The organism is Streptomyces sp. IBSNAI002 (assembly GCF_052244475.1).
Classification (GTDB): Bacteria; Actinomycetota; Actinomycetes; order Streptomycetales; family Streptomycetaceae; genus Streptomyces.
In genome coordinates this window covers 8,029,696-8,047,173 of sequence record NZ_JBQPXG010000002.1, presented here as the reverse complement: position 1 = coordinate 8,047,173, position 17,478 = coordinate 8,029,696, and the positions used below count along the sequence as shown (strand labels likewise).

Annotated in this window: 17 protein-coding genes; 3 read left to right on the top strand and 14 right to left on the bottom strand. The window is 73.9% G+C overall.

The features are described 5' to 3' along the window. Positions 1–62 precede the first annotated feature (62 nt). The 7 genes from ACTVZO_RS37345 to ACTVZO_RS37315 form a co-directional block, all read right to left on the bottom strand. Positions 63–2,756 carry a DUF7824 domain-containing protein gene (locus ACTVZO_RS37345; RefSeq protein WP_443302588.1) on the bottom strand — a complete coding sequence of 898 codons (2,694 nt, stop codon included), beginning with the start codon at positions 2,754–2,756 and terminating at the stop codon, positions 63–65. Continuing rightward, positions 2,753–4,165 carry an SWIM zinc finger family protein gene (locus ACTVZO_RS37340; RefSeq protein ID WP_443302587.1) on the bottom strand — a complete coding sequence of 471 codons (1,413 nt, stop codon included), beginning with the start codon at positions 4,163–4,165 and terminating at the stop codon, positions 2,753–2,755. Before ACTVZO_RS37340 ends, ACTVZO_RS37345 begins: the two co-directional genes overlap by 4 nt. A 108-nt stretch (positions 4,166–4,273) precedes the next feature. Beyond that, a complete protein-coding gene (locus ACTVZO_RS37335) occupies positions 4,274–5,107 on the bottom strand; it encodes an SDR family oxidoreductase (RefSeq protein WP_443302586.1) in 834 nt (277 codons plus the stop codon). 237 nt (positions 5,108–5,344) lie between these two features. Continuing rightward, entirely contained in the window at positions 5,345–5,773 is a 429-nt protein-coding gene (locus ACTVZO_RS37330) for a YunG family protein (RefSeq protein ID WP_443302585.1), read from the bottom strand. 62 nt (positions 5,774–5,835) lie between these two features. Then, positions 5,836–6,585, bottom strand: a complete 750-nt coding sequence (locus tag ACTVZO_RS37325) for an ABC transporter permease (RefSeq protein ID WP_443302584.1) — start codon at positions 6,583–6,585, stop codon at positions 5,836–5,838. Further along, positions 6,582–8,072 carry an ABC transporter permease subunit gene (locus ACTVZO_RS37320; RefSeq protein ID WP_443302583.1) on the bottom strand — a complete coding sequence of 497 codons (1,491 nt, stop codon included), beginning with the start codon at positions 8,070–8,072 and terminating at the stop codon, positions 6,582–6,584. Before ACTVZO_RS37320 ends, ACTVZO_RS37325 begins: the two co-directional genes overlap by 4 nt. Continuing rightward, on the bottom strand, positions 8,069–9,058 hold the full coding sequence (locus ACTVZO_RS37315) for an ATP-binding cassette domain-containing protein (RefSeq protein WP_443302582.1): 990 nt from the start codon (positions 9,056–9,058) through the stop codon (positions 8,069–8,071). Before ACTVZO_RS37315 ends, ACTVZO_RS37320 begins: the two co-directional genes overlap by 4 nt. Positions 9,059–9,211: 153 nt before the next feature. Here ACTVZO_RS37315 and ACTVZO_RS37310 point away from each other — a divergent pair, with 153 nt between their 5' ends. Together ACTVZO_RS37310 and ACTVZO_RS37305 are read left to right on the top strand one after the other, a co-directional pair. Further along, positions 9,212–10,390 (top strand): sensor histidine kinase, encoded by a 1,179-nt coding sequence (locus ACTVZO_RS37310; RefSeq protein ID WP_443302581.1) that lies wholly within the window; start codon positions 9,212–9,214, stop codon positions 10,388–10,390. Next, the gene (locus ACTVZO_RS37305) at positions 10,387–11,079 is read left to right on the top strand and encodes a response regulator transcription factor (RefSeq protein WP_443302580.1); all 693 of its coding nucleotides are present in this window, start codon (positions 10,387–10,389) and stop codon (positions 11,077–11,079) included. Before ACTVZO_RS37310 ends, ACTVZO_RS37305 begins: the two co-directional genes overlap by 4 nt. Here ACTVZO_RS37305 and ACTVZO_RS37300 read toward each other — a convergent pair. Both ACTVZO_RS37300 and ACTVZO_RS37295 read right to left on the bottom strand, forming a co-directional pair. Next, the gene (locus ACTVZO_RS37300; RefSeq protein WP_443302578.1) at positions 11,028–11,426 is read right to left on the bottom strand and encodes a DoxX family protein; all 399 of its coding nucleotides are present in this window, start codon (positions 11,424–11,426) and stop codon (positions 11,028–11,030) included. The genes ACTVZO_RS37305 and ACTVZO_RS37300 overlap by 52 nt on opposite strands. Before the next feature lie 102 nt (positions 11,427–11,528). After that, positions 11,529–12,659 (bottom strand): C40 family peptidase, encoded by a 1,131-nt coding sequence (locus ACTVZO_RS37295; RefSeq protein WP_443302577.1) that lies wholly within the window; start codon positions 12,657–12,659, stop codon positions 11,529–11,531. 99 nt (positions 12,660–12,758) lie between these two features. On the opposite strand from ACTVZO_RS37295, the gene ACTVZO_RS37290 reads away from it, so the two are divergent. Continuing rightward, the gene (locus ACTVZO_RS37290) at positions 12,759–13,412 is read left to right on the top strand and encodes a maleylpyruvate isomerase N-terminal domain-containing protein (RefSeq protein WP_443302575.1); all 654 of its coding nucleotides are present in this window, start codon (positions 12,759–12,761) and stop codon (positions 13,410–13,412) included. A 28-nt stretch (positions 13,413–13,440) separates the two neighbouring features. On the opposite strand, the gene ACTVZO_RS37285 is transcribed toward ACTVZO_RS37290, so the two are convergent. The 5 genes from ACTVZO_RS37285 to ACTVZO_RS37265 form a co-directional block, all read right to left on the bottom strand. Continuing rightward, positions 13,441–13,854 carry a hypothetical protein gene (locus ACTVZO_RS37285; protein WP_443302574.1) on the bottom strand — a complete coding sequence of 138 codons (414 nt, stop codon included), beginning with the start codon at positions 13,852–13,854 and terminating at the stop codon, positions 13,441–13,443. Positions 13,855–13,953: 99 nt separating this feature from the next. Next, positions 13,954–14,217 carry a hypothetical protein gene (locus ACTVZO_RS37280; protein ID WP_443302573.1) on the bottom strand — a complete coding sequence of 88 codons (264 nt, stop codon included), beginning with the start codon at positions 14,215–14,217 and terminating at the stop codon, positions 13,954–13,956. A gap of 23 nt (positions 14,218–14,240) precedes the next feature. Then, on the bottom strand, positions 14,241–14,780 hold the full coding sequence (locus tag ACTVZO_RS37275) for a prolyl-tRNA synthetase associated domain-containing protein (RefSeq protein WP_443302571.1): 540 nt from the start codon (positions 14,778–14,780) through the stop codon (positions 14,241–14,243). A 161-nt stretch (positions 14,781–14,941) separates the two neighbouring features. Next, positions 14,942–16,681 (bottom strand): BCCT family transporter, encoded by a 1,740-nt coding sequence (locus ACTVZO_RS37270; protein WP_443302570.1) that lies wholly within the window; start codon positions 16,679–16,681, stop codon positions 14,942–14,944. A 127-nt stretch (positions 16,682–16,808) separates the two neighbouring features. Continuing rightward, a complete protein-coding gene (locus tag ACTVZO_RS37265) occupies positions 16,809–17,453 on the bottom strand; it encodes a CatB-related O-acetyltransferase (RefSeq protein ID WP_443302569.1) in 645 nt (214 codons plus the stop codon). Positions 17,454–17,478: the final 25 nt, after the last annotated feature.

The window sequence follows — 17,478 nt, the reverse complement described above, 5'->3', positions numbered from 1 at the left end:
GCTGGTTTGGCTGGATTCTAGTGTCGCCTCCATGGTCATGTCTGGCTTTGTCCCTCAGTGGGTCAGGCGGGCGCCTGCTCCCGGTTGCGGTCGATCGCCTTGGCCAGGCGGGCGGCCTGCGTGACCAGGCGGGACCGGCCGCCGCGGGCCGCGACGGCGGCGAGGCCGGCCGGCTGCGGGGCGGCCACCGCGGACTGTTCCACGCAGTCGGCGGCCGTCTCCAGGAGTTCGCCGGTGCCGCGCGGATCGGCGGCGCCGGTGAGTAGCGCGGGCAGGGCGGGTTCCAGGACGGACCAGGTGGTGGCGCAGGCGCCGGTCGCGGCGGCGGTGCGCAGCGAGTCGGCGAGCCGGTTGGGCTTGACCGTGCCCAGGGTCAGCTGCTCCCCCAGGTCGGAGCCGAGGCGTACGGCGTCCAGTTCGCCGCGGGCGGCGAGGGCCAGGAGCGCGTCGACGGCGCTCAGCCGGTCCTCGGCGTGCCGGGCTCCGAGTCCGGTGGCGACGGCGAGGTGGAGCGCCGGACCGGCCGGGCCTCCGGCGGCCGCGAGCAGCGGCAGCACGGCGGTCCCGCCCCGCTCTTCGTGGACGGCGCACGAGGTGATGGCCGGGAGTGACCAGGCGGCGAGCGTCTCCCGGTCCTCGGGGAGGACGGCGACCAGGGCGGCATCGCCGTCGCCGTCCCAGCAGCGGCCGGCCGCCCTGCGTGCCTGTCCCAACTCCCGGAACGGCTCGGGGAACCGGTGCAGGACGGTGGGGCGTTCCCCGGTGTCCAGGGTGAGGTGCTCCGGCCACACGTCGTAGTGGCGGGCGCCGGCCGGCGCGGTACGGCGGGTGACGGCGGCGGGCAGACCCTCCTCGCCGAGCCAGGCCGCGAGCCGGTCCCCTTCGGGTGTGCCCAGGGCGGCCGCTCCGGGTACGGCCGTGGGGTCGCGGCGGGTCCGCAGCAGGGCCTGCGCGAAGTCCGCCGGGCCGGGGGTCTCGTCGAGCCGTGCGTACGCGGCGAGGCGCTCGATCAGGGTGTGCGGGTCCAGGGAGCCGCTCGTGTGGGTGGGGAAGGCGAGCAGGAAGGGCAGCGGCCGGTCCGCGATGTGCCGCGCGGCCTCGGTCACGCGGGCGTGGGAGGCGACGTGGAGCGCGGGGTGGTGGCAGTCGCTGCGCCAGCCCACGGGGGCGGGCCAGGACCTGTCGGCCTGCTCCGCCGGGCGTACGTCCAGGACCGCTGCGGCGACGTGTTCGATTCCGGGCAGCTCGCTGGTGAAGTGGTGGGACCGCTCGGGGTCGAGCCACCACCGTCCGGCGAGCGCGGGACGCAGCGCCGCCGCGAGGGCCTCCCGGTCCCGGTGGGCGTGCCGGACGAGGCCGTCCAGGGCGCGTTCGAACTCCTCGGCGTTCGCGCTTCGGGAGTTGACCGCGGCGGCGACGAGCTCCACGGTCTCCTCGACGCTCTCCGGGGCGGGCGCGAGCGGGACCCGGGCCGGGGGCGGGGGAAGGATCTCCCGGTAGGGGGCGCTATCGGCGGCGGGTGCGGCGTCAGGGCCGAGGACCTCCACGGCGCGCGCCTGGTGCAGGGGGCTCAGCAGGTGTGCGGATGCGGCGAGTCCGGCGCGTACCTCCGGATCGGCGACCAGGTGCGCGGCGGCGAGCTTCAGGGCCCGTTCCTGGATGCCGGTGTCGGTGTGCCCGAAGGCCTCGCCGAGTACGGGCAGCAGCTCGGGCGCGGCGGACGGATCGCGGACCAGCTCACGGCCGAGCAGCACCAGTTGGGCACGGACCAGCTTCTTCTCCGGCCGGAAGAGGACGGTCAGGGACATGTCGGTGAGCAGGCGGGGGGCGAGGCCACCGGTCGCGGCGAGCCGGGCCAGAACCTGCTGGGCGTGCCCGGCGACGGCGGACGGGGCGTCGGCGGCGAGCGCGATCCAGTCGGCGGCACGCTCCCGTTCCTCCTCCGCGGTCGGGTGCAGGGCCTGGAGGATCGCGAGGTACGGCTTGAGGTGGGGGGCCGTGCCGCCGCGCAGCAGACGGGCCGTGCACCCGTCCAGGAGGACGGTGCGGTCGACCAGGCCCTCCTGCGCGACGGCGGTGAGCGCGGTCGGCCAGTGGTACCGGCCGACTGGCTCGCCCGACCAGTTGCCGAGCGCGGCGACCGGCTCGGCGGTCTCGAAGAGGTGCGGCACGAGCTCGGCGGTGTACGGGTCCCCGCGCAGGGCCTCGGCGAGGGAGGTGCGCGCTGCGGGCAGGGACGAGGCCCAGCCCTCGAGGCAGCCGTCGGTGGTCGGCATCGCGCAGCCGGCGATGCCGACGAGCGTGCGGATCAGCGGATAGTCCTGCTCCGCGGTGGCGGCCCGGGCGGCGAGCCGGTGGGCGAGGTCCCCCAGCAGCCGCGGCTCCCGGTCGGAGAGGACCTCGAGCAGGGCGTCGACCGGGAGCCCCTGCCAGCGGCGCAGGTCGCGCGCGGCGATCCAGGAGGCCGCGGCCGCGGCACCGGTGGTGCATCCTGCGCCGGCGACGACCAGGGCCGGGTTCACCAGGTCCCGTTCCCGCCAGTTCTCCCAGCCCTGGGAGCGCAGGTCCGCGCGCAGCACCTTCAGCTCGGCGAGCAGCTCCCGGCGCTGCGCCCGGTCGAGGGGCTTGAGCAGTCCGGGCAGGTCGGAGGTGCGTCCGGCCCGGACTGCCGCGAGGATGTCCCGCGCGGCGGCGTCCGGCTGCGGTGCGGGAGCAGTGGCGTCCTGGGCGGCGGTGTCCTGGGCGGCGGCGTTCATCGTGCGGCTCCGGCGGGGGTGGTGGCGTCGGTGTGCGTGGCGGCCCGGCGGGCCATGCGGGTGGCGAGGGCGTGCTTGCAGGGGCCCCGGCGGCCGCGGTAGTCGGCCCACCACTGGCAGGTGCAGCTGAGGGCGCCGCCCGTGCCGCGGACCTGGTAGCGGCGCTCCCCCGAGGCGACCACGGCGGTGCCCGCGCTGGCGTCCAGGGTGACGGCGCCCTCCGCCAGCAGGGCTCGGGCGGCGGCCAGGCGCGGGTTGTGGCGTTCGGCGCGGCGGGCGTCGTAGGGCAGTTCGCGGTGGAAGTAGGCGGCTTCGGCGAGGTCGTAGCCGACGCGGCCGGCCGTGCCGAGGTGGGTGAGGGCTGCGCGTACGCGCGCCACGGGCAGGCCGGACTGCTCGGCGAGGTCGGCCGGGTCGATGCGCGGTTCCCAGGCCAGCAGCACGGAGATGAGGTCGGCGTCCGCGGCCGCCGTGTCCATGGCGAGGGCCTCCAGGACGCCGCCTTCGCCGGAGAACCCGCGGTCGGGTTCCGGGGAGAGCGTGAGGGTGAGCCGCATGCCGGGCAGCCCGACCTCCCAGGCGGAGGCGGTGGGCCCGGAGCCGTCGGCGGGAGGCCCGTACACGCGCAGGCCGGTCGCGTTGCGCAGGACCCGCTGGAGGGCGGCGAGCCGGTCCGGGCCGGGCAGGCAGACCGCCCCGGGCGCGGGGCGGGTGGTGGGCCGCAGGGTACGGCCCGCGGGGATCACCCACAGGGCGGCTCCGGCGGCGCCGTTGCCGGCGGGGGTGCGCGGGAGCGAGCGCAGGAAGCGTACGGCTTCGGCGGCGGTGAGTTCGGCGCGCAGGTCGAAGCCGGTGGTGATGGCCTGGGATTCGGCGAAACCGCGCAGCCAGCGGTCGGGCAGCGGGACCTTCTTCTCGACGACCGGTCCGTCGAGGGTGGTGACCGTCAGCTCGTCGGGGCCGACGCGCAGGTGCAGCGGGTCGTCGCCGGTCAGCCGGGACAGGGCCTCGCGCAGCGGGTTGTTGACGTCGACGTTGGTGGTGCCGTGGCCGGTGTCGGCGCCGCCGAGTCCGTCGGGGAGCACGTCGAGGCGGGCGTACACCCCGCAGCACCCGGAGAAGGACTCGAAGCGCAGCCGGTCGCCGTTGCCCGTGACGACCGGGTCGAGGGAGGCCCGCAGGGTTCGCCGGTAGTAGCGGGCGGCGGCCACGTCGGCGACGGCCAGCAGGGCGCGGGCGGTGGCCTGAGGACTGTTCAGGAACCCGGCGAAGAACTGGGGGTGGGCCTCGGCTCCGGCCGGCGTCAGGCCGCCCGCGGTCTCCAGGCCGAGCATCCGTCCCGTGCCGACGGCGTCGGTGGTCAGCGAGGATGAGCCCGCGTAGGCGAAGGTGTGTGCGGTTCGCGTCATGATCGGAACGCTAAGGGGGACCACTGACAACGCCGCTGCGCGCCCGTCGCCCCCGCGACCCCGCCGTTACCGGGCGGGGCCACGGGGACGCTGTTACCCGATGACCCGTCACATCCGTGGCGGTACCCGGGTGATGGTCCGGGCTGCGGCGAACTCCGCCAGGTAGGCCTGTTCGGCCTCGTCGAGGTATCCGTAGGCGTCCTCGCCGACGGGGATCCGCAGGGGCGTGGCGGTGTCCGATCCGACGATGTCCAGGACCCGCGCCGCGAAGTCCTCGGGGCGGCCGGTCTCGGGGTTCTCCGCGAGGCCGCGGGCGCCTTCGAGCATCTCGCGGTTGGTGACGTCGTAGGCGGGGATCCGGTGGCCGGCCTCGGCCATGGAGGTGCCGTAACGGGTGGCGAACATGCCGGGTTCGAGGACGGTGACGCGGATGTTGTGGGGCGCGGCCTCGACGGCCAGGGCCAGGCTCATGCCCTCCAGGGCGTGCTTGCCGGCGCCGTAGGCGGCGAGCCCCGGAAAGGCCATGCGGCCGACGATGGAGGAGACGTTGACGATGTGTCCGTGCCCCTGGGCCCGCATCAGCGGCAGGACCAGGCGCGTCAGCCGCCAGGGGCCGACGACCAAGGTCTCCAGCTGGTCGCGCAGTTCGCCGTCGGAGACCTCTTCGACCGCGCCGAACAGTCCGACGCCGGCGTTGTTCACGAGTACGTCGATGCCCCCGAGACGTTCGGCGGCGGTACGGACCGCCTCGGCGCAGGAGGCGGCGTCGCGCAGTTCGAGCGGGACCGGGATGATGCGGCCCGGCCAGGCCGCGGCGAGTTCCTCCAGGTCGGCGGTCTTGCGTGCGGTGACGGCCAGTTCGTCCCCGGCCCGGGCCGCGGCGACGGCCAGCGCCTGCCCCAGGCCCGAGGAACATCCCGTGACCAGCCAGCGTCGTGACATCGTGCCCCCGATGCGTCCGTGATGCGCGGTGTCCGCCGTACAGCGGAAGCTCATGGTCGGCGGACCCCCGTCCGACGGCCATCCCTCCCGCTGGGGCGCGCGGAGGCGCGCGGGCGCACACCGGGGCGCGCGCTGCCTGCGGCGCTCCGGCGCGAGCCCGGTCAGACCACGGCGGGCACGATCCGCGGTCCGACCGGACTTCTGCGTGCGGTACGTCCTCGGATCGGCCCCCGGCCCTTACACCTGCGGCGTGCTCAGCGGGCCCTGGGCGGAAGCCCGCTGTCGAGCGAGCTTGTCCATGACCCGGTCGCGGAGGAGCTGGTACTCCTCGCGGAGCCTGCCCCACTCGGTCTCGGGCGGCCGGGCGATGACGATGCCGCCCGTGACCGTCTCCTCCGGCCCGAACTGCTCGCGGGTGAGATCGACTTCCACCCCCAGGCCCAGCCGGTTCCACCAGTGGTAGTCCACACGCTCCCCGTTGACGTGGACCTCCCCTCGGATCAGTTCGCCTCCCAGCAGGTCGTTGAGCACCATGGCGGTCACCCCGCACTGGTCCCGGGCAGGGTTGTCCTCGGTCCAGTGCGCGCGGAACTCCGGCGTGCACGTCTCGGCACTCCAGCTGCCGCGAACGGCTCGTTCGATATCGGACATCAGCAACGTGGTCATGCCCCTGATCCTGCCCGCGCCCACTGACAACGGCCGACGGCCGACGGGCTCGAGCGTTCCCGTCAGGCGTCTCGTCGTCGCAGGACCGTTCCGCCCAGCAGCAGGGCAGTGGCCGTCCACAGGGCCAGCACACCCAGCCCCGGCCACGGGCCGATGGGCAGCCGTTCCAGGTCCGTCGTCGCCTGGATGGCCAAGCCGGCGGGCATCGGGCCGGCGCGGGCGAGTTGGCGCTGCAGCCACGGATCGGTCACGACGTGGCTGATCAGCGGAAAGAGGTACAGCATGGCCAGGACGGCGCCCGAGGCGACCGCGCCGTCACGGACGGCGAAGGTGACGCCTAGGGCCAGCTGGGCGATGAGCACCAGGTAGAGCACGGAGCCGAGGGCGGCCCGCAGCGCCGGCCCGTCGGTGAGGGCGGGCGAGCCCGGCAGCAGCAGGTGCCCGGCGACCAGCGAACCCAGTACGGCCACGCCGCCCGCCACCGCGACGACCGCGCTCAGCACCGCGGCCTTGGCCGCCAGTACGGTCGTCCGCGCGGGCACGGCGGTCAGCGTCACCTGCATCATTCCCGTGCCGTACTCGCCGCCCGCACACAGCACGGCCAGGACCACGACCACGGCCTGGCCGACCGTCACCCCGCTGAGGGCCAGCCAGGCCGGATCGCCTCCGCAGCACCGCACGCCGCCCGCCGTGGCCGCGCCCACGGCCACCGTGAGGGAAACCAGGACGAGGAGCAGCCACCACCAGCCCGTCTCCGTGCGCAACTTCGTCCACTCGGCCCGGCACGTACGGCGCAGCACCACGGCGTTCACGCGTTCCTCCGGCCCAGCACCAGGGAAGCCGCCGCCAGCGCGAGCAGCGCCCACGCGCCCAGCACCGCCAGCCCGACCCACGGAGGTAGCGGGAAGTAGCCCGTGGCCGGGGTGTAGACGGAGAGGACGTGGTCGTGGCGCGGCAGGGTCTGCTGGACGGCGAATCCGGCCGCCGGGGTGAGGCGCAGCAGCCAGCCGGCCGGACCGGCCGGCAGCATGCCGCCCAGGGCCAGCAGGTAGGGCAGGACCGTCACCGCGACGAGGGCGGTGATCGCTGCCGCACTGCGGCGCAGCAGCACGCCGAGCGACAGTGCCAGGACGGCCGTCGCGGCCAGCAGCAGCCCCGTGCCGAGTACGGCCCGCACCTGCTCCTCCGTCGGTACGGTCAGCACGGCGAAGTGCGCGGCTCGGGCACGCGCCCGGCCCAGCGGCAGACTCACCGCGGCCGCGCCGGCACCGACGGCGAAGCCGATGCCCGCGACGACCAGGGCCTTCGCTCCGAGCACCCGTCCCCGCCTCGGCGTGGCCGCCAAGGTCAGGCCGAGCAGCCCGCGCCGGTACTCGCTGGTGGAGAACTGGACGGCCACCACACCGACCACGATCAGGCCGATGAAGGTACCGATCAGGAAGGTCTCGACGGTGAAGGCGGGACCGAGTGCGGGACCGCCGACCACGGGCGCGATGTCGCCCGCGCCGGTGACGGTGAAGCCGTCGCCGCTCGCGCGGTGGCCGCCCGACGTGCCGGGGGCGTAGCTGCCCGACGTGCCCGCGTCACCGCCCACCTGTGTGTAGGCCCAGTCGTCGCGCCACGCGCCGGTGAGCACCGGCTGTCCGAAGGCCGCGGTCGCCGTCGCCGGGGAGCTGCCGGCGCCGGCCGTCTGCACGGCGGCGGGCGCGGTGACGAACAGACCCGCCCGGACCTCATCTCCCGGAACGGCCACGGTGGCGATCTCCGTCCAGTGGACGCCGTCCGCCGAGTCGTAGCCGGTGACGGTCTTCCCGGCCCGGACCAGCCGCAGCCACTGCGGCGCGGCCGCGGACGGCACACCCGTCAGACCGGCGGCGCGGTCGTGGACGAAGGCGTGCTGCATGCGGACGCCGTGCGCGCCCGTCGCCATGACCGCCGCGTACGGCGAGCCCTGCGTCAGGTTCGTCTTGACGATGATCCCCGCCTTGGACCAGGGCGTGACGCCGTTCGTCGTGTGGTCCGGGGGGCCATCGGGATCGGCGAGCACGCCCGTCAGCGCAGTGACCGGTACGGTCAGCGATCCGTCGCCGGTCAGGGTGCGGTGGACGAACGAGAAGCTGTCGTTGACCGCCTCGCCGCCCGGTCCGACCGGCAGGGCCGAGGCGTCACCGGGGTGCTCGTTCGACGAGACCGTGCCGACCAGCAGGAACAGCACCGAGGCCAGCGCCGCACCGACGGCCCCCAGCAACCAGCCTCGCACGGTGCGGAACTTGGTCCATTCGGCGTGCAGGGCCCTCATCGCCCGGCCCCCTCTGCGGCTGCCGTGGAGGCGTCGGCGCTCCGGTACTGCACGGAGTCCCGGGTGAGTTCGAGGTACGCCTCCTCCAAGGTGACGCGGTGCGCGGCCAGTTCGGCGAAGGGGACCCCCGTCTCCGTGAGCCGGGCCACGATGGCCTCGGCGGCCATCCCGGTGACCGTCAGCGTGTCCGGACCGGCCGCCTCCGCCACGGCCCCGGACTGCTTCAACGCGTGTGCGGCCGCCGGCAGCGCCGCCGTGCGCAGCGTCACCCGCCCGGCCGCGACACCGGCCAGCAGCTCACGTACGCCGGTGTCTGCGACCACCCGGCCCCGGCCGACGACGACCAGGTGGTCGGCAACGCCTTCCAGCTCGCTCATCAGGTGGCTGGAGACCAGCACGGCGCGCCCTTCCGCGGCCAAGGTCGTCAGCAGTGTCCGAATCCACCGGATCCCTTCCGGATCCAGCCCGTTGAACGGTTCGTCCAGCATCAGCGCGGGCGGATCGCCCAGGAGCGCTGCCGCGATGCCGAGGCGCTGCCGCATGCCCAGGGAGAAGCCGCCCGCCCGGCGCCGCGCGGCATCCGCCAGTCCGACGTCGCCGAGGACACGGTCGACGCGGGTGGCCGGCAGTCCTTGGGTACGGGCGAGCCAGAGCAGGTGGTCGCGGGCGGTGCGGCTCGGCTGGAGCGCTCCGGCGTCGAGCAGCGAGCCGAGCTCACGCAGTGGCTCCGCCAGGCTCCGGTACGGGCGTCCGCCGACCAGCGCGCGGCCCGCGTCAGGCGCGTCCAGGCCCAGCACCACCCGCATCGTCGTCGACTTGCCCGCCCCGTTCGGCCCGACGAAGCCGGTCACCCGGCCCGGGCGCACCGCGAAGCTCATCCCGTCCAGCGCCTGCGTCGCACCGAAGCGCTTGCTCAAGCCCCGTACCTCGATCCCGTCCGTGCTCCCGGTCCCGATGCCGGGCCCGATGCCGTCCTCGCCTGCCATGGCTGCCTCCGCCTGTGTTCGTTCGGTGCTTGCGGCACCACGGTGCGCGGGCGGGGGTGACACGGGCCGAACGCCCGCCGTCATACCGCTGTTAGGCGGGCTCACCTAGCCTGACCGGCAGGGCGGTACGGGCCCGGACGAGAGGAGTGCTCCATGGCGGGCGAAGGAGGTTCCACACGCGCGTCGCGGCGACGCGGCGTGCGCTGGCGGTTCACGCAGCTGTACGCCGGGCTGTTCCTGACCTCGGGCGCCGCGATGCTGGCCGTCGTCGCGCTCTTCGCGGGCGGTTCGATGGACGTGGCGCCGGGCCCCGGTTCGATGGCGCCGGACGTGTCGGGCGCGGCACAGGCGCGGATCGCGAGCCTGGAGCACCGGCTCGCGCAGGCGCAGGCCCGGCAGACGGAGCAGCTGCTGCTCGGCTCGGCGGTCGGGCTGCTGGTGATGGGTGTGCTCTCGCTGCTGCTCGGCTGGTACGCGGCCGGACGGGTGTTGCAGCCGTTGCGTGCGATGACCGCGGCCACCCGTCGGATCTCGGCGGACAACCTGCACGAGCGGCTGGCCGTCGACGGCCCGCACGACGAGCTGCACGACCTCGGCGACACCATCGACGAGCTGCTCGCGCGCCTGGAGGGCTCCTTCGCCGCTCAGCGGCGGTTCGTCGCCGACGCCTCGCACGAGCTGCGCACACCGCTGGCGACCATGCGCACAGCCGTGGACGTCACCTTGGCCAAGCCCGGCCCGCTGCCGGAACAGACCCGTGTGCTTGCCGGGCGCGTGCACACCGAACTCGACCAGATCGACCGGCTGTTGGACGGTCTGCTGACGCTGGCCCGCGCCCAGCACGACCTGCCGGAGCCGGAAGCCGTCCCGCTGGACGAACTCGCCGCCGCCGCGCTGGCCTCCCGGGGGCTCCGCGTCGAAGAGGTGATGGACTCGACGCCTGGCGCCCTGGTAGGGGGGAACCGGACGCTGCTGCGGCGGCTGGTGGAGAACCTCGTCGACAACGCCGTCGTGCACAACGAATCCGGCGGCTGGGTCCGCGTCTCCCTCCGCACCACCGGCTCGGCGGTCGAGCTCGTCGTGGAGAACGGCGGGTCGGTACTGGCGCAGGAGCAGGTTGCCGAACTCACCCGTCCCTTCCGCCGCGCAGGAGCGGACCGGACGGGCTCGACCGGTCCGGGGCAGGCGCTGGGGCTGGGGCTGGGACTCGCGATCGTCGCGGCGGTCACCGAGGTGCACGACGGACGGCTGGACCTGCGCGCGCGGGAGGGCGGCGGCCTGCGCGTCGCCGTCACCCTGCCCAGGGCGGTCGAGGGGGCGGAGGCGGCATGAGGGTGCTGGTGGTGGAGGACGCCCGCGCGCTCGCGGACCTCGTCGCGGAGGGACTGCGCGACCAGGGCATGGCCGTGGACATCGCCTACGACGGCCTGGCGGCCGCGGCCAAGCTCGACGTCAACGGCTACGAGGTGGTGGTCCTGGACCGGGACCTGCCGGGTCTGCACGGCGACACGCTCTGCCAGATGATCACCGAGCGGGACGAGCGCCCGATGGTGCTGATGCTGACCGCCGCGGACTCCCCCGCCGACCGCGTGGGCGGTCTGGGCCACGGCGCGGACGACTACCTGGTCAAGCCGTTCCACTTCCCGGAACTCGTGCTGCGCCTGCGGGCCCTGGCCCGGCGCCGCCCGTACGCGAAGGCCCGGATCCTGCGTACGTCCGGCGTCGAGCTCGACCCGGTGCGGCGCAGCGCGACGCGCGACGGGCGCACGCTCGACCTCTCCGTCAAGGAGTTCGAGGTGCTGGCGGCGCTGCTGCGGGCCGGTCCCGGCTTCCTCAGCACGGAGGCCTTGCTGGAGCAGGTCTGGGACGAGCACGCCGACCCGTTCACCAACACCGTCGCCGTCACCGTCGGACGGCTGCGCCGCAAGCTCGGCAGCCCTCCGGTCATCACCACCCTGCCGACGGTCGGCTACCGGATCGCGGACCCCGAGCCGGACCCCGAGCCGGGCCCGGCGGCGTGACGAGCCCACAGGATCAGCGGGACCTGCAGGGGAAGCCGTGCCGTGGCGAGGGCCTTCGCGGGCATGGGGCGATGGCGCCAGTCGTAGGCCATCTGCACGTTGGCCGGGAACACGGCCGCGAAGAACACGGCCGCGGCGCGGGCGCTGGTCCGGCGTGTCGGCGGAAACGCGAGGCCCGCGGCCAGGGCCAGTTCCACGACCCCGCTGGCGGCCGTCCACGTACGGGGGCTGCCGGGCAGGGCGCGCGGCACGATGCCGTCGAACTGCTTCGGGGCGATGAAGTGGGCGGCGCCCGCAGAGGCGAGCAGCGCGGCCAGTGCGAGTGCGGAGCGTGCGGGAGAGGGCATCGGGGTCCTTCGGGCGCGGGGGATGTGCCGGGACTGCGTGGGCAAGCGGGTCCTACTCGCCGGTAAGTATGGTCCACTCGCACGGCGCTGTCAGCGTCACCGTCAGCGCGTGAGGAAGCGGGTAGCGCCCACGTAGACGCGGCCCGTGGATCCGATGGGTTCCTCCTTGACCACGTCACCGGTTCGCGGCGAGTTGATCATCATCGGTTCGCCGTTCTTCGTCCCCGAGTAGATGCCGACGTGGGTGACCTCGGTGCCGGTGGCGGGGCGGAAGGCGACGATGTCGCCGGGCTTCAGGTCCTTCGTGCCGGTGATCCGCACACCGACGGCCGAACCGGACGGTGCCTGCCCGCCGCCCGCGTCGAACTGCGGCTGGGCGTCCCGGGGAATCGTCACGCCGAGGGCGGAGTAGATCTGTCCGGTCAGCCCGGAGCAGTCGTAGCCGAACCCGGAGGTGCCCGACCACAGGTAGGGCAGGCCCATGAAGGTGCGTGCGGCGGCGACCACGTCCTCCCCGCTCGGCGCGGCCGGCACCCTCGCGAGGTCGCCGGCGCGGAAGTACACGCGGGCGCCGGTGTGCGAGTACGCGGTCACGACACCGGGCACCGGGCCGGCCTTCACGGGGAACGAGGTGTTGTACGAAAACTCGGGCGCCCGCGCCGAACCGGCGCCCGAGACGGCGGCCTCGGCGGTGGTGAAGCCCCGGGCGGTGGGCCGGCCGACACGTTCCTCGTGCGTACCGGCGGGCGGCTTCCGGTGATCGGAGGTCAGCTGCCGGTCGGGAATCCAGCCGGGGTACGCGCCCCGTCCTGCCTCGTCCCTGGGGGTGGGCTGGCCGTGCACCCATACGTGGTCCCAGAGGAGGCCGCCGTGCCACATCGTCCGGTCGACGGTCACCCGCACGCCGTGGAGCGCCTGCGTCTCCCCGGCCACGTCCCGGCGCTCGTCCAGCGTCATGGCCTTCAACCAGCCCCGGACGTCGGCGGGATGGGCGGTCGCCGGAGCGTCCACGGGCCGCACCTCCTCGGGGGACACCCAGACCTGGGCCACCGTCACGTCGACGTAGCAGGTCGGGGCGCCGTCGCACGGACGCGCCGCGGCGGGCCCGGAGTGGCCGGCCGCGACGGCCGGAACGGCGGCGGGGCCGGCGGGGCCGGCGGGGAGTGCGGCGGCCGGGGCGGCGAGGGCGAGGAGCGCTGCGGCAGCCGTCAGGGCTGTCTTCACGGAGTACATGAGCCGATTCTGTCCAGTACGCCCCGTCCGCGAACCCCTCCGGTGGTTGCACGGCCCGGCGGCCTCCGGGGGCCGGCGCGCAGGGGCTAGCGTGTGGGTGTGGACCTCTTCTCATCCTCCTGGGCGGCGCTGCGGGCGGCGGTCGCCGGGCTCGGTGACGAGGACTTCGCGCGGCCGTCCGGCTGTGCGGGGTGGCTCGTGCGGGACCTGGTGTGCCATCTGGTCATCGATGCCCAGGACGTCCTGATCACCCTCGCCACCCCCGCCGACACGGAGCCCACCCGGGACGCGGCGACCTACTGGGAGGTCGGCGCGGCCCCGGACGGACAGGACCCGCTCGACGCACTGACCGTGCGCCTGGCCGCCGCGTACGGGGAGCCGTGGCTGCTCACGTTCCACCTCGACGACGTCGGCTCCGCCGCGGGACGCGCCGCGGCCCTGGCGGACCCTTCGGCCCGGGTCGGCACCCGCGGCCAGGTGCTCACGGTCGGCGACTACCTCTCCGCGTACGTCCTGGAGTGGACGCTGCACCACCTCGACCTCGGCGCGCACCTCCCGCACGCACCGGGCCCGCCCGCCGAGGGCCTCGCCGCGGCCCGCGCACTGCTCGAGCGCATCGGCGGGACGCCGTACCCGCCGTCGTTCTCCGACGAGGACGCCCTGCTGGTCGGCACCGGCCGACGGGCTCCGACCGCGGCCGAGGCGGGCGCGCTGGGCGCGGCGGGGGTGAGCGTGCCGCTCGTCCTCGGCTGACGGGTGGTGCGCAGGCCTCCGCGGCGGGTCAGGGCATCTCGTCGGGGTCGCAGCTGGCCCGGCGCAGTCCGATCGTGCGCAGGGACCGCATCAGGGCCTCGGAGTCTCCCTCGCGCACCACGTGGACGGCTCCTTCGACCGCCAGGCCGGACACCGAGCGAGGCACCCGGGCGGCCGCCAACCTCAGCACCACGCCGCTCGGCGGGTCGAGCGTGCGCACCCCGTGGAACACGCGGAGGACGCCGGGGTCCGCGTCGAGGCTGTCGAGCCCGGCAGGCACGGACAGGACCGTGATGTCAGGCAGCAGGACACGCGCCCGGGCGAGGGCCACTACGGGGTCGTGGGCGTGCGACACGACCCGGAAGTGCGGGTTGCGCTGGATGCCCGAGCGGAGCAGCTCCAGCTGCTCCCCGTCCGGCACGCCGACCACCAAAACCGTCATCACCTGCCCCATCCTCCGTTCCGGGACTCCGCGAGGCGATGCGGCGCGCGGAGACCGGATCGGCGGGGTCGGCCGCGCGCCCGCGCTGCGGGCGGCCGCTCAGGGCTTCCTGATCTCCGCGAAGATGCCCGCGGCGCCCTCGGCGAGGAGGGCGCGTTCCGCGCGTGCGCAGGCGTCCACGTACGGATCGCCGGTGGAGGCGAGGAGGCGGGCAGCCGGGGAGCCGCGCCAGACCTGGATGCAGAGGGCGCCTTGCCCCGGTGACGGGAGGAACTGGCGGGGCTCGAGGATCTCGTGGACCTCGGGCATCAGGCCCAGCCGGTTGAGTCCGGCGGCTGCCAGCAGGACCGCGTGGCGCTGCACAGCACGTCTCGGACGTCCGGCGTCTACGTGCCGCAGCCTCCCGCCGCGCGGCTCGTGGCGCCGAGCGCACGGACCTCGGGCTCGTATCCGCAGGACCGGAGAAAGACGAGCAGGCCCTCCGGCGAGATCGCGGTCGTCGCGTCGTTGCGCAGCGGATGAAAGAGCAGGAGCTCGTACCCGGTCAGCCTGGCGTCGACGACGACTCGGACGGTTTCCGGGGCGGCGTTCATCAGGGCGAACGGGGTGACCGCTCCGGAGGTCACGCCGAGGACGTCCGCGAGGGTTTCGGGGCGGGCGAAGGACAGCCGGCCGACGCCCCACTCGGTGGCCAGGGTCTTGAGGTCGACCGGGGTGTCCTCGTCCGCCACGAGCAGGACGAACCGCTTCCGGCGATCCCGGAGGAAGAGGTTCTTCGCCCCTCTGCCACCGAGGCGCATCCCCAGGTTCCGCGCCTGCTCGACGGCGAAAACGGGAGCGTGGCGCTCGCTCGTCCAGGCAATCCCCAGTCCGTCCAGCCGCGCCGTCAGCACGGCTTCAGCCTGGTCCAGGTCGCGCATCGTCATTCCGCCATCTTCCTTCATGTTCGACCATCGGCGACAAAGGCGCAGGTCAGGGCCTATCTCGGAACGTCGGAACCGGGTCCGGGGCCATGACCACGGCCAAGGTCGGCGGTCCTCGCCGGGCCGTGGTGCGAAGCGCGGCCGGCCCCGGCCGGGTGTGCGCGTTACCGGGCCGGAGGCGGGGCTCCGGGGTCCTTGCGCTCCGGGTCGGCCTTCGGCTTCGCGGGGGCCTCGTCCTGCGACGGGCCGATGCGGATCTCGAACTCGCCCGCGTACTTCTCGTGGCCCGCGATCACGGCTTCCTCCACCGCCTCCTCGGCGAGTTCGCCGCGGACGATCAACGGGTCCTGGCGGAGGTCCTTCAGGAGGGCCCAGCACATGCCGATCATCACCAGGACGAACGGGGCCGCGACGAGGATCGTCAGGTGCTGCAAGCCCGCCAGGGCGTCGCCCTTGCCCTCGCCGACGAGCAGCATCACGGCGGCCACGCCACCGGTCACCACGCCCCAGAAGATGACGACGAACCGGGCGGGTTCGAAGGTTCCCTTCTGGGAGAGGGTGCCCATGACGATCGACGCCGCGTCCGCCCCGGAGACGAAGAAGATGCCGACCAGGACCATCACGAGCAGGCTCATCACGCCGGCGATCGGGAACTCCTGGAGCACCCCGAAGAGCTGCGCCTCGGGCGTGGTCGCGTCGCCGAGCTTCCCCTGCTCCTTCAGGCGCATCGCCGTACCGCCGAAGACGGCGAACCAGACCAGGCTCACGGTGCTGGGCACCAGGATGACGCCGCCGACGAACTGACGGATCGTACGGCCCCGGCTGATGCGGGCGATGAACATGCCGACGAACGGCGTCCACGAGATCCACCACGCCCAGTAGAAGACCGTCCAGCTGCTCAGCCAGTCGGCGACGTCACCGCCGCCGGTGGACGCCTCGGTGCGGCCGATCAGCTGGGGCAGCTCGTCGAAGTACGCGGCCAGGGAGGTGGGGATCAGGTCGAGGACCATGACGGTGGGGCCGACGACGAACACGAAGACCGCGAGGACGACGGCCAGCACCATGTTGGTGTTGGAGAGCCACTGGATGCCCTTCTCCACACCCGAGACGGCGGAGAAGACGAAGCAGACGGTCAGTACGCCGATGATGGCGACGAGCAGCCCCGTCCCGGCCTTGCTCAGCCAGCCCACCTCGTGCATGCCGCTGCCGATCTGGAGCGCGCCGAGTCCCAGGGACGTCGCGGAGCCGAACAGGGTGGCGAAGATCGCCAGGATGTCGATCACCCGTCCCGGTGCGCCCTCGGCGCGCTCCTTCCCGAGGAGCGGCACGAAGACGGCGCTGATCGTCTGCCGTCTGCGGCGCCGGAAGGTGCTGTACGCGATGGCCAGGCCGACCACCGCGTAGATGGCCCACGGATGCAGCGTCCAGTGGAACAGCGTGGTGGCGAGCGCCGTCTGCATGGCGTCCGCGGAGTCGGCGGGGTCGGTGCCCGGAGGCGGGGTCGTGTAGTGCGCGAGGGGTTCGCTGACGCCGTAGAACATCAGGCCGATGCCCATGCCGGCGCTGAACATCATGGCGACCCAGGAGACGGTGCTGAACTCCGGCTTCTCGTGCTCCTGGCCCAGCTCGATCCGCCCGTACCGGCTGATGGCGAGCCAGAGCGCGAAGACCACGAACCCCGAGGCGACCAGGACGAACGCCCAGCCGGCGTTGTGCATCAGCCCGCCCAGCAGCGTGTCGGAGACTCTCTCCAGCGCGCTGGTGGCCGTGGCGCCCCAGATCACGAAGCCCAGGGTCAGCACGGCGGTCACGCCGAAGACCACCCGGTCGGTGACGGGCTCCTTGTCCTCGTGCGGGTGCCGGCCGGGCAGCGCCGCCTTCACGGGCAGCCGCAGCCTTTGCATCCGTTTGCGTTGCTCCTGAGACACACGCGGCACCCTTCGCGGTCGTGGCCGGTTTTGGCCTCGGGTATCCCGTACCACGGCGCGCACACCCGTCCCCGCATCAACAGGCCCCGATCGGCCGACCGGCTCAGGCGCGCGGTGCGATTTCCTCGAGGTCGTCGACGGTGCCGGACATGACGACCCGGATGTGTTCGGTGAGGTGGTCCGCGGGCCAGTCCCACCAGGCGAGGGCGAGGAGGCGGGCGATGTCGTCCTCGTGGTGGCGGGTGCGGATGAGCCGGGCCGGGTTGCCGCCAACGATGCCGTAGTCGGGGACGTCGTCCACGACCACGGCGCCGGACGCGATGACCGCGCCGTGCCCGATGCGTACGCCCGGCATGACCATGGCCTGGTAGCCGAACCAGACGTCGTTGCCGACGACGGTGTCGCCCCTGCCCGGCAGGCCGGTGAGCAGGTCGAAGTGCTCGGCCCAGGATCCGCCCATGATGGGGAACGGGAACGTGGAGGGCCCGTCCATGCGGTGGTTGGCTCCGTTCATGATGAACCGCACCCCGGTGCCCAGCGCGCAGAACCTGCCGATGACCAGCTTCTCCGGCCCGTAGTGGTAGAGCACGTTGCGGGACTCGAACGCGGTCGGATCGTCCGGGTCGTCGTAGTAGGAGTACTCCCCGACCTCGATCAGCGGCGAGGTCACCAGCGGCTTGAGCAGGACCACGCGCGGCTGGTCGGGGAACGGGTGAAGCACCGTCGGGTCCGCGGGAAGGCGGTTCATGGCAGTCGCTCTCGGTTCCGGTTTT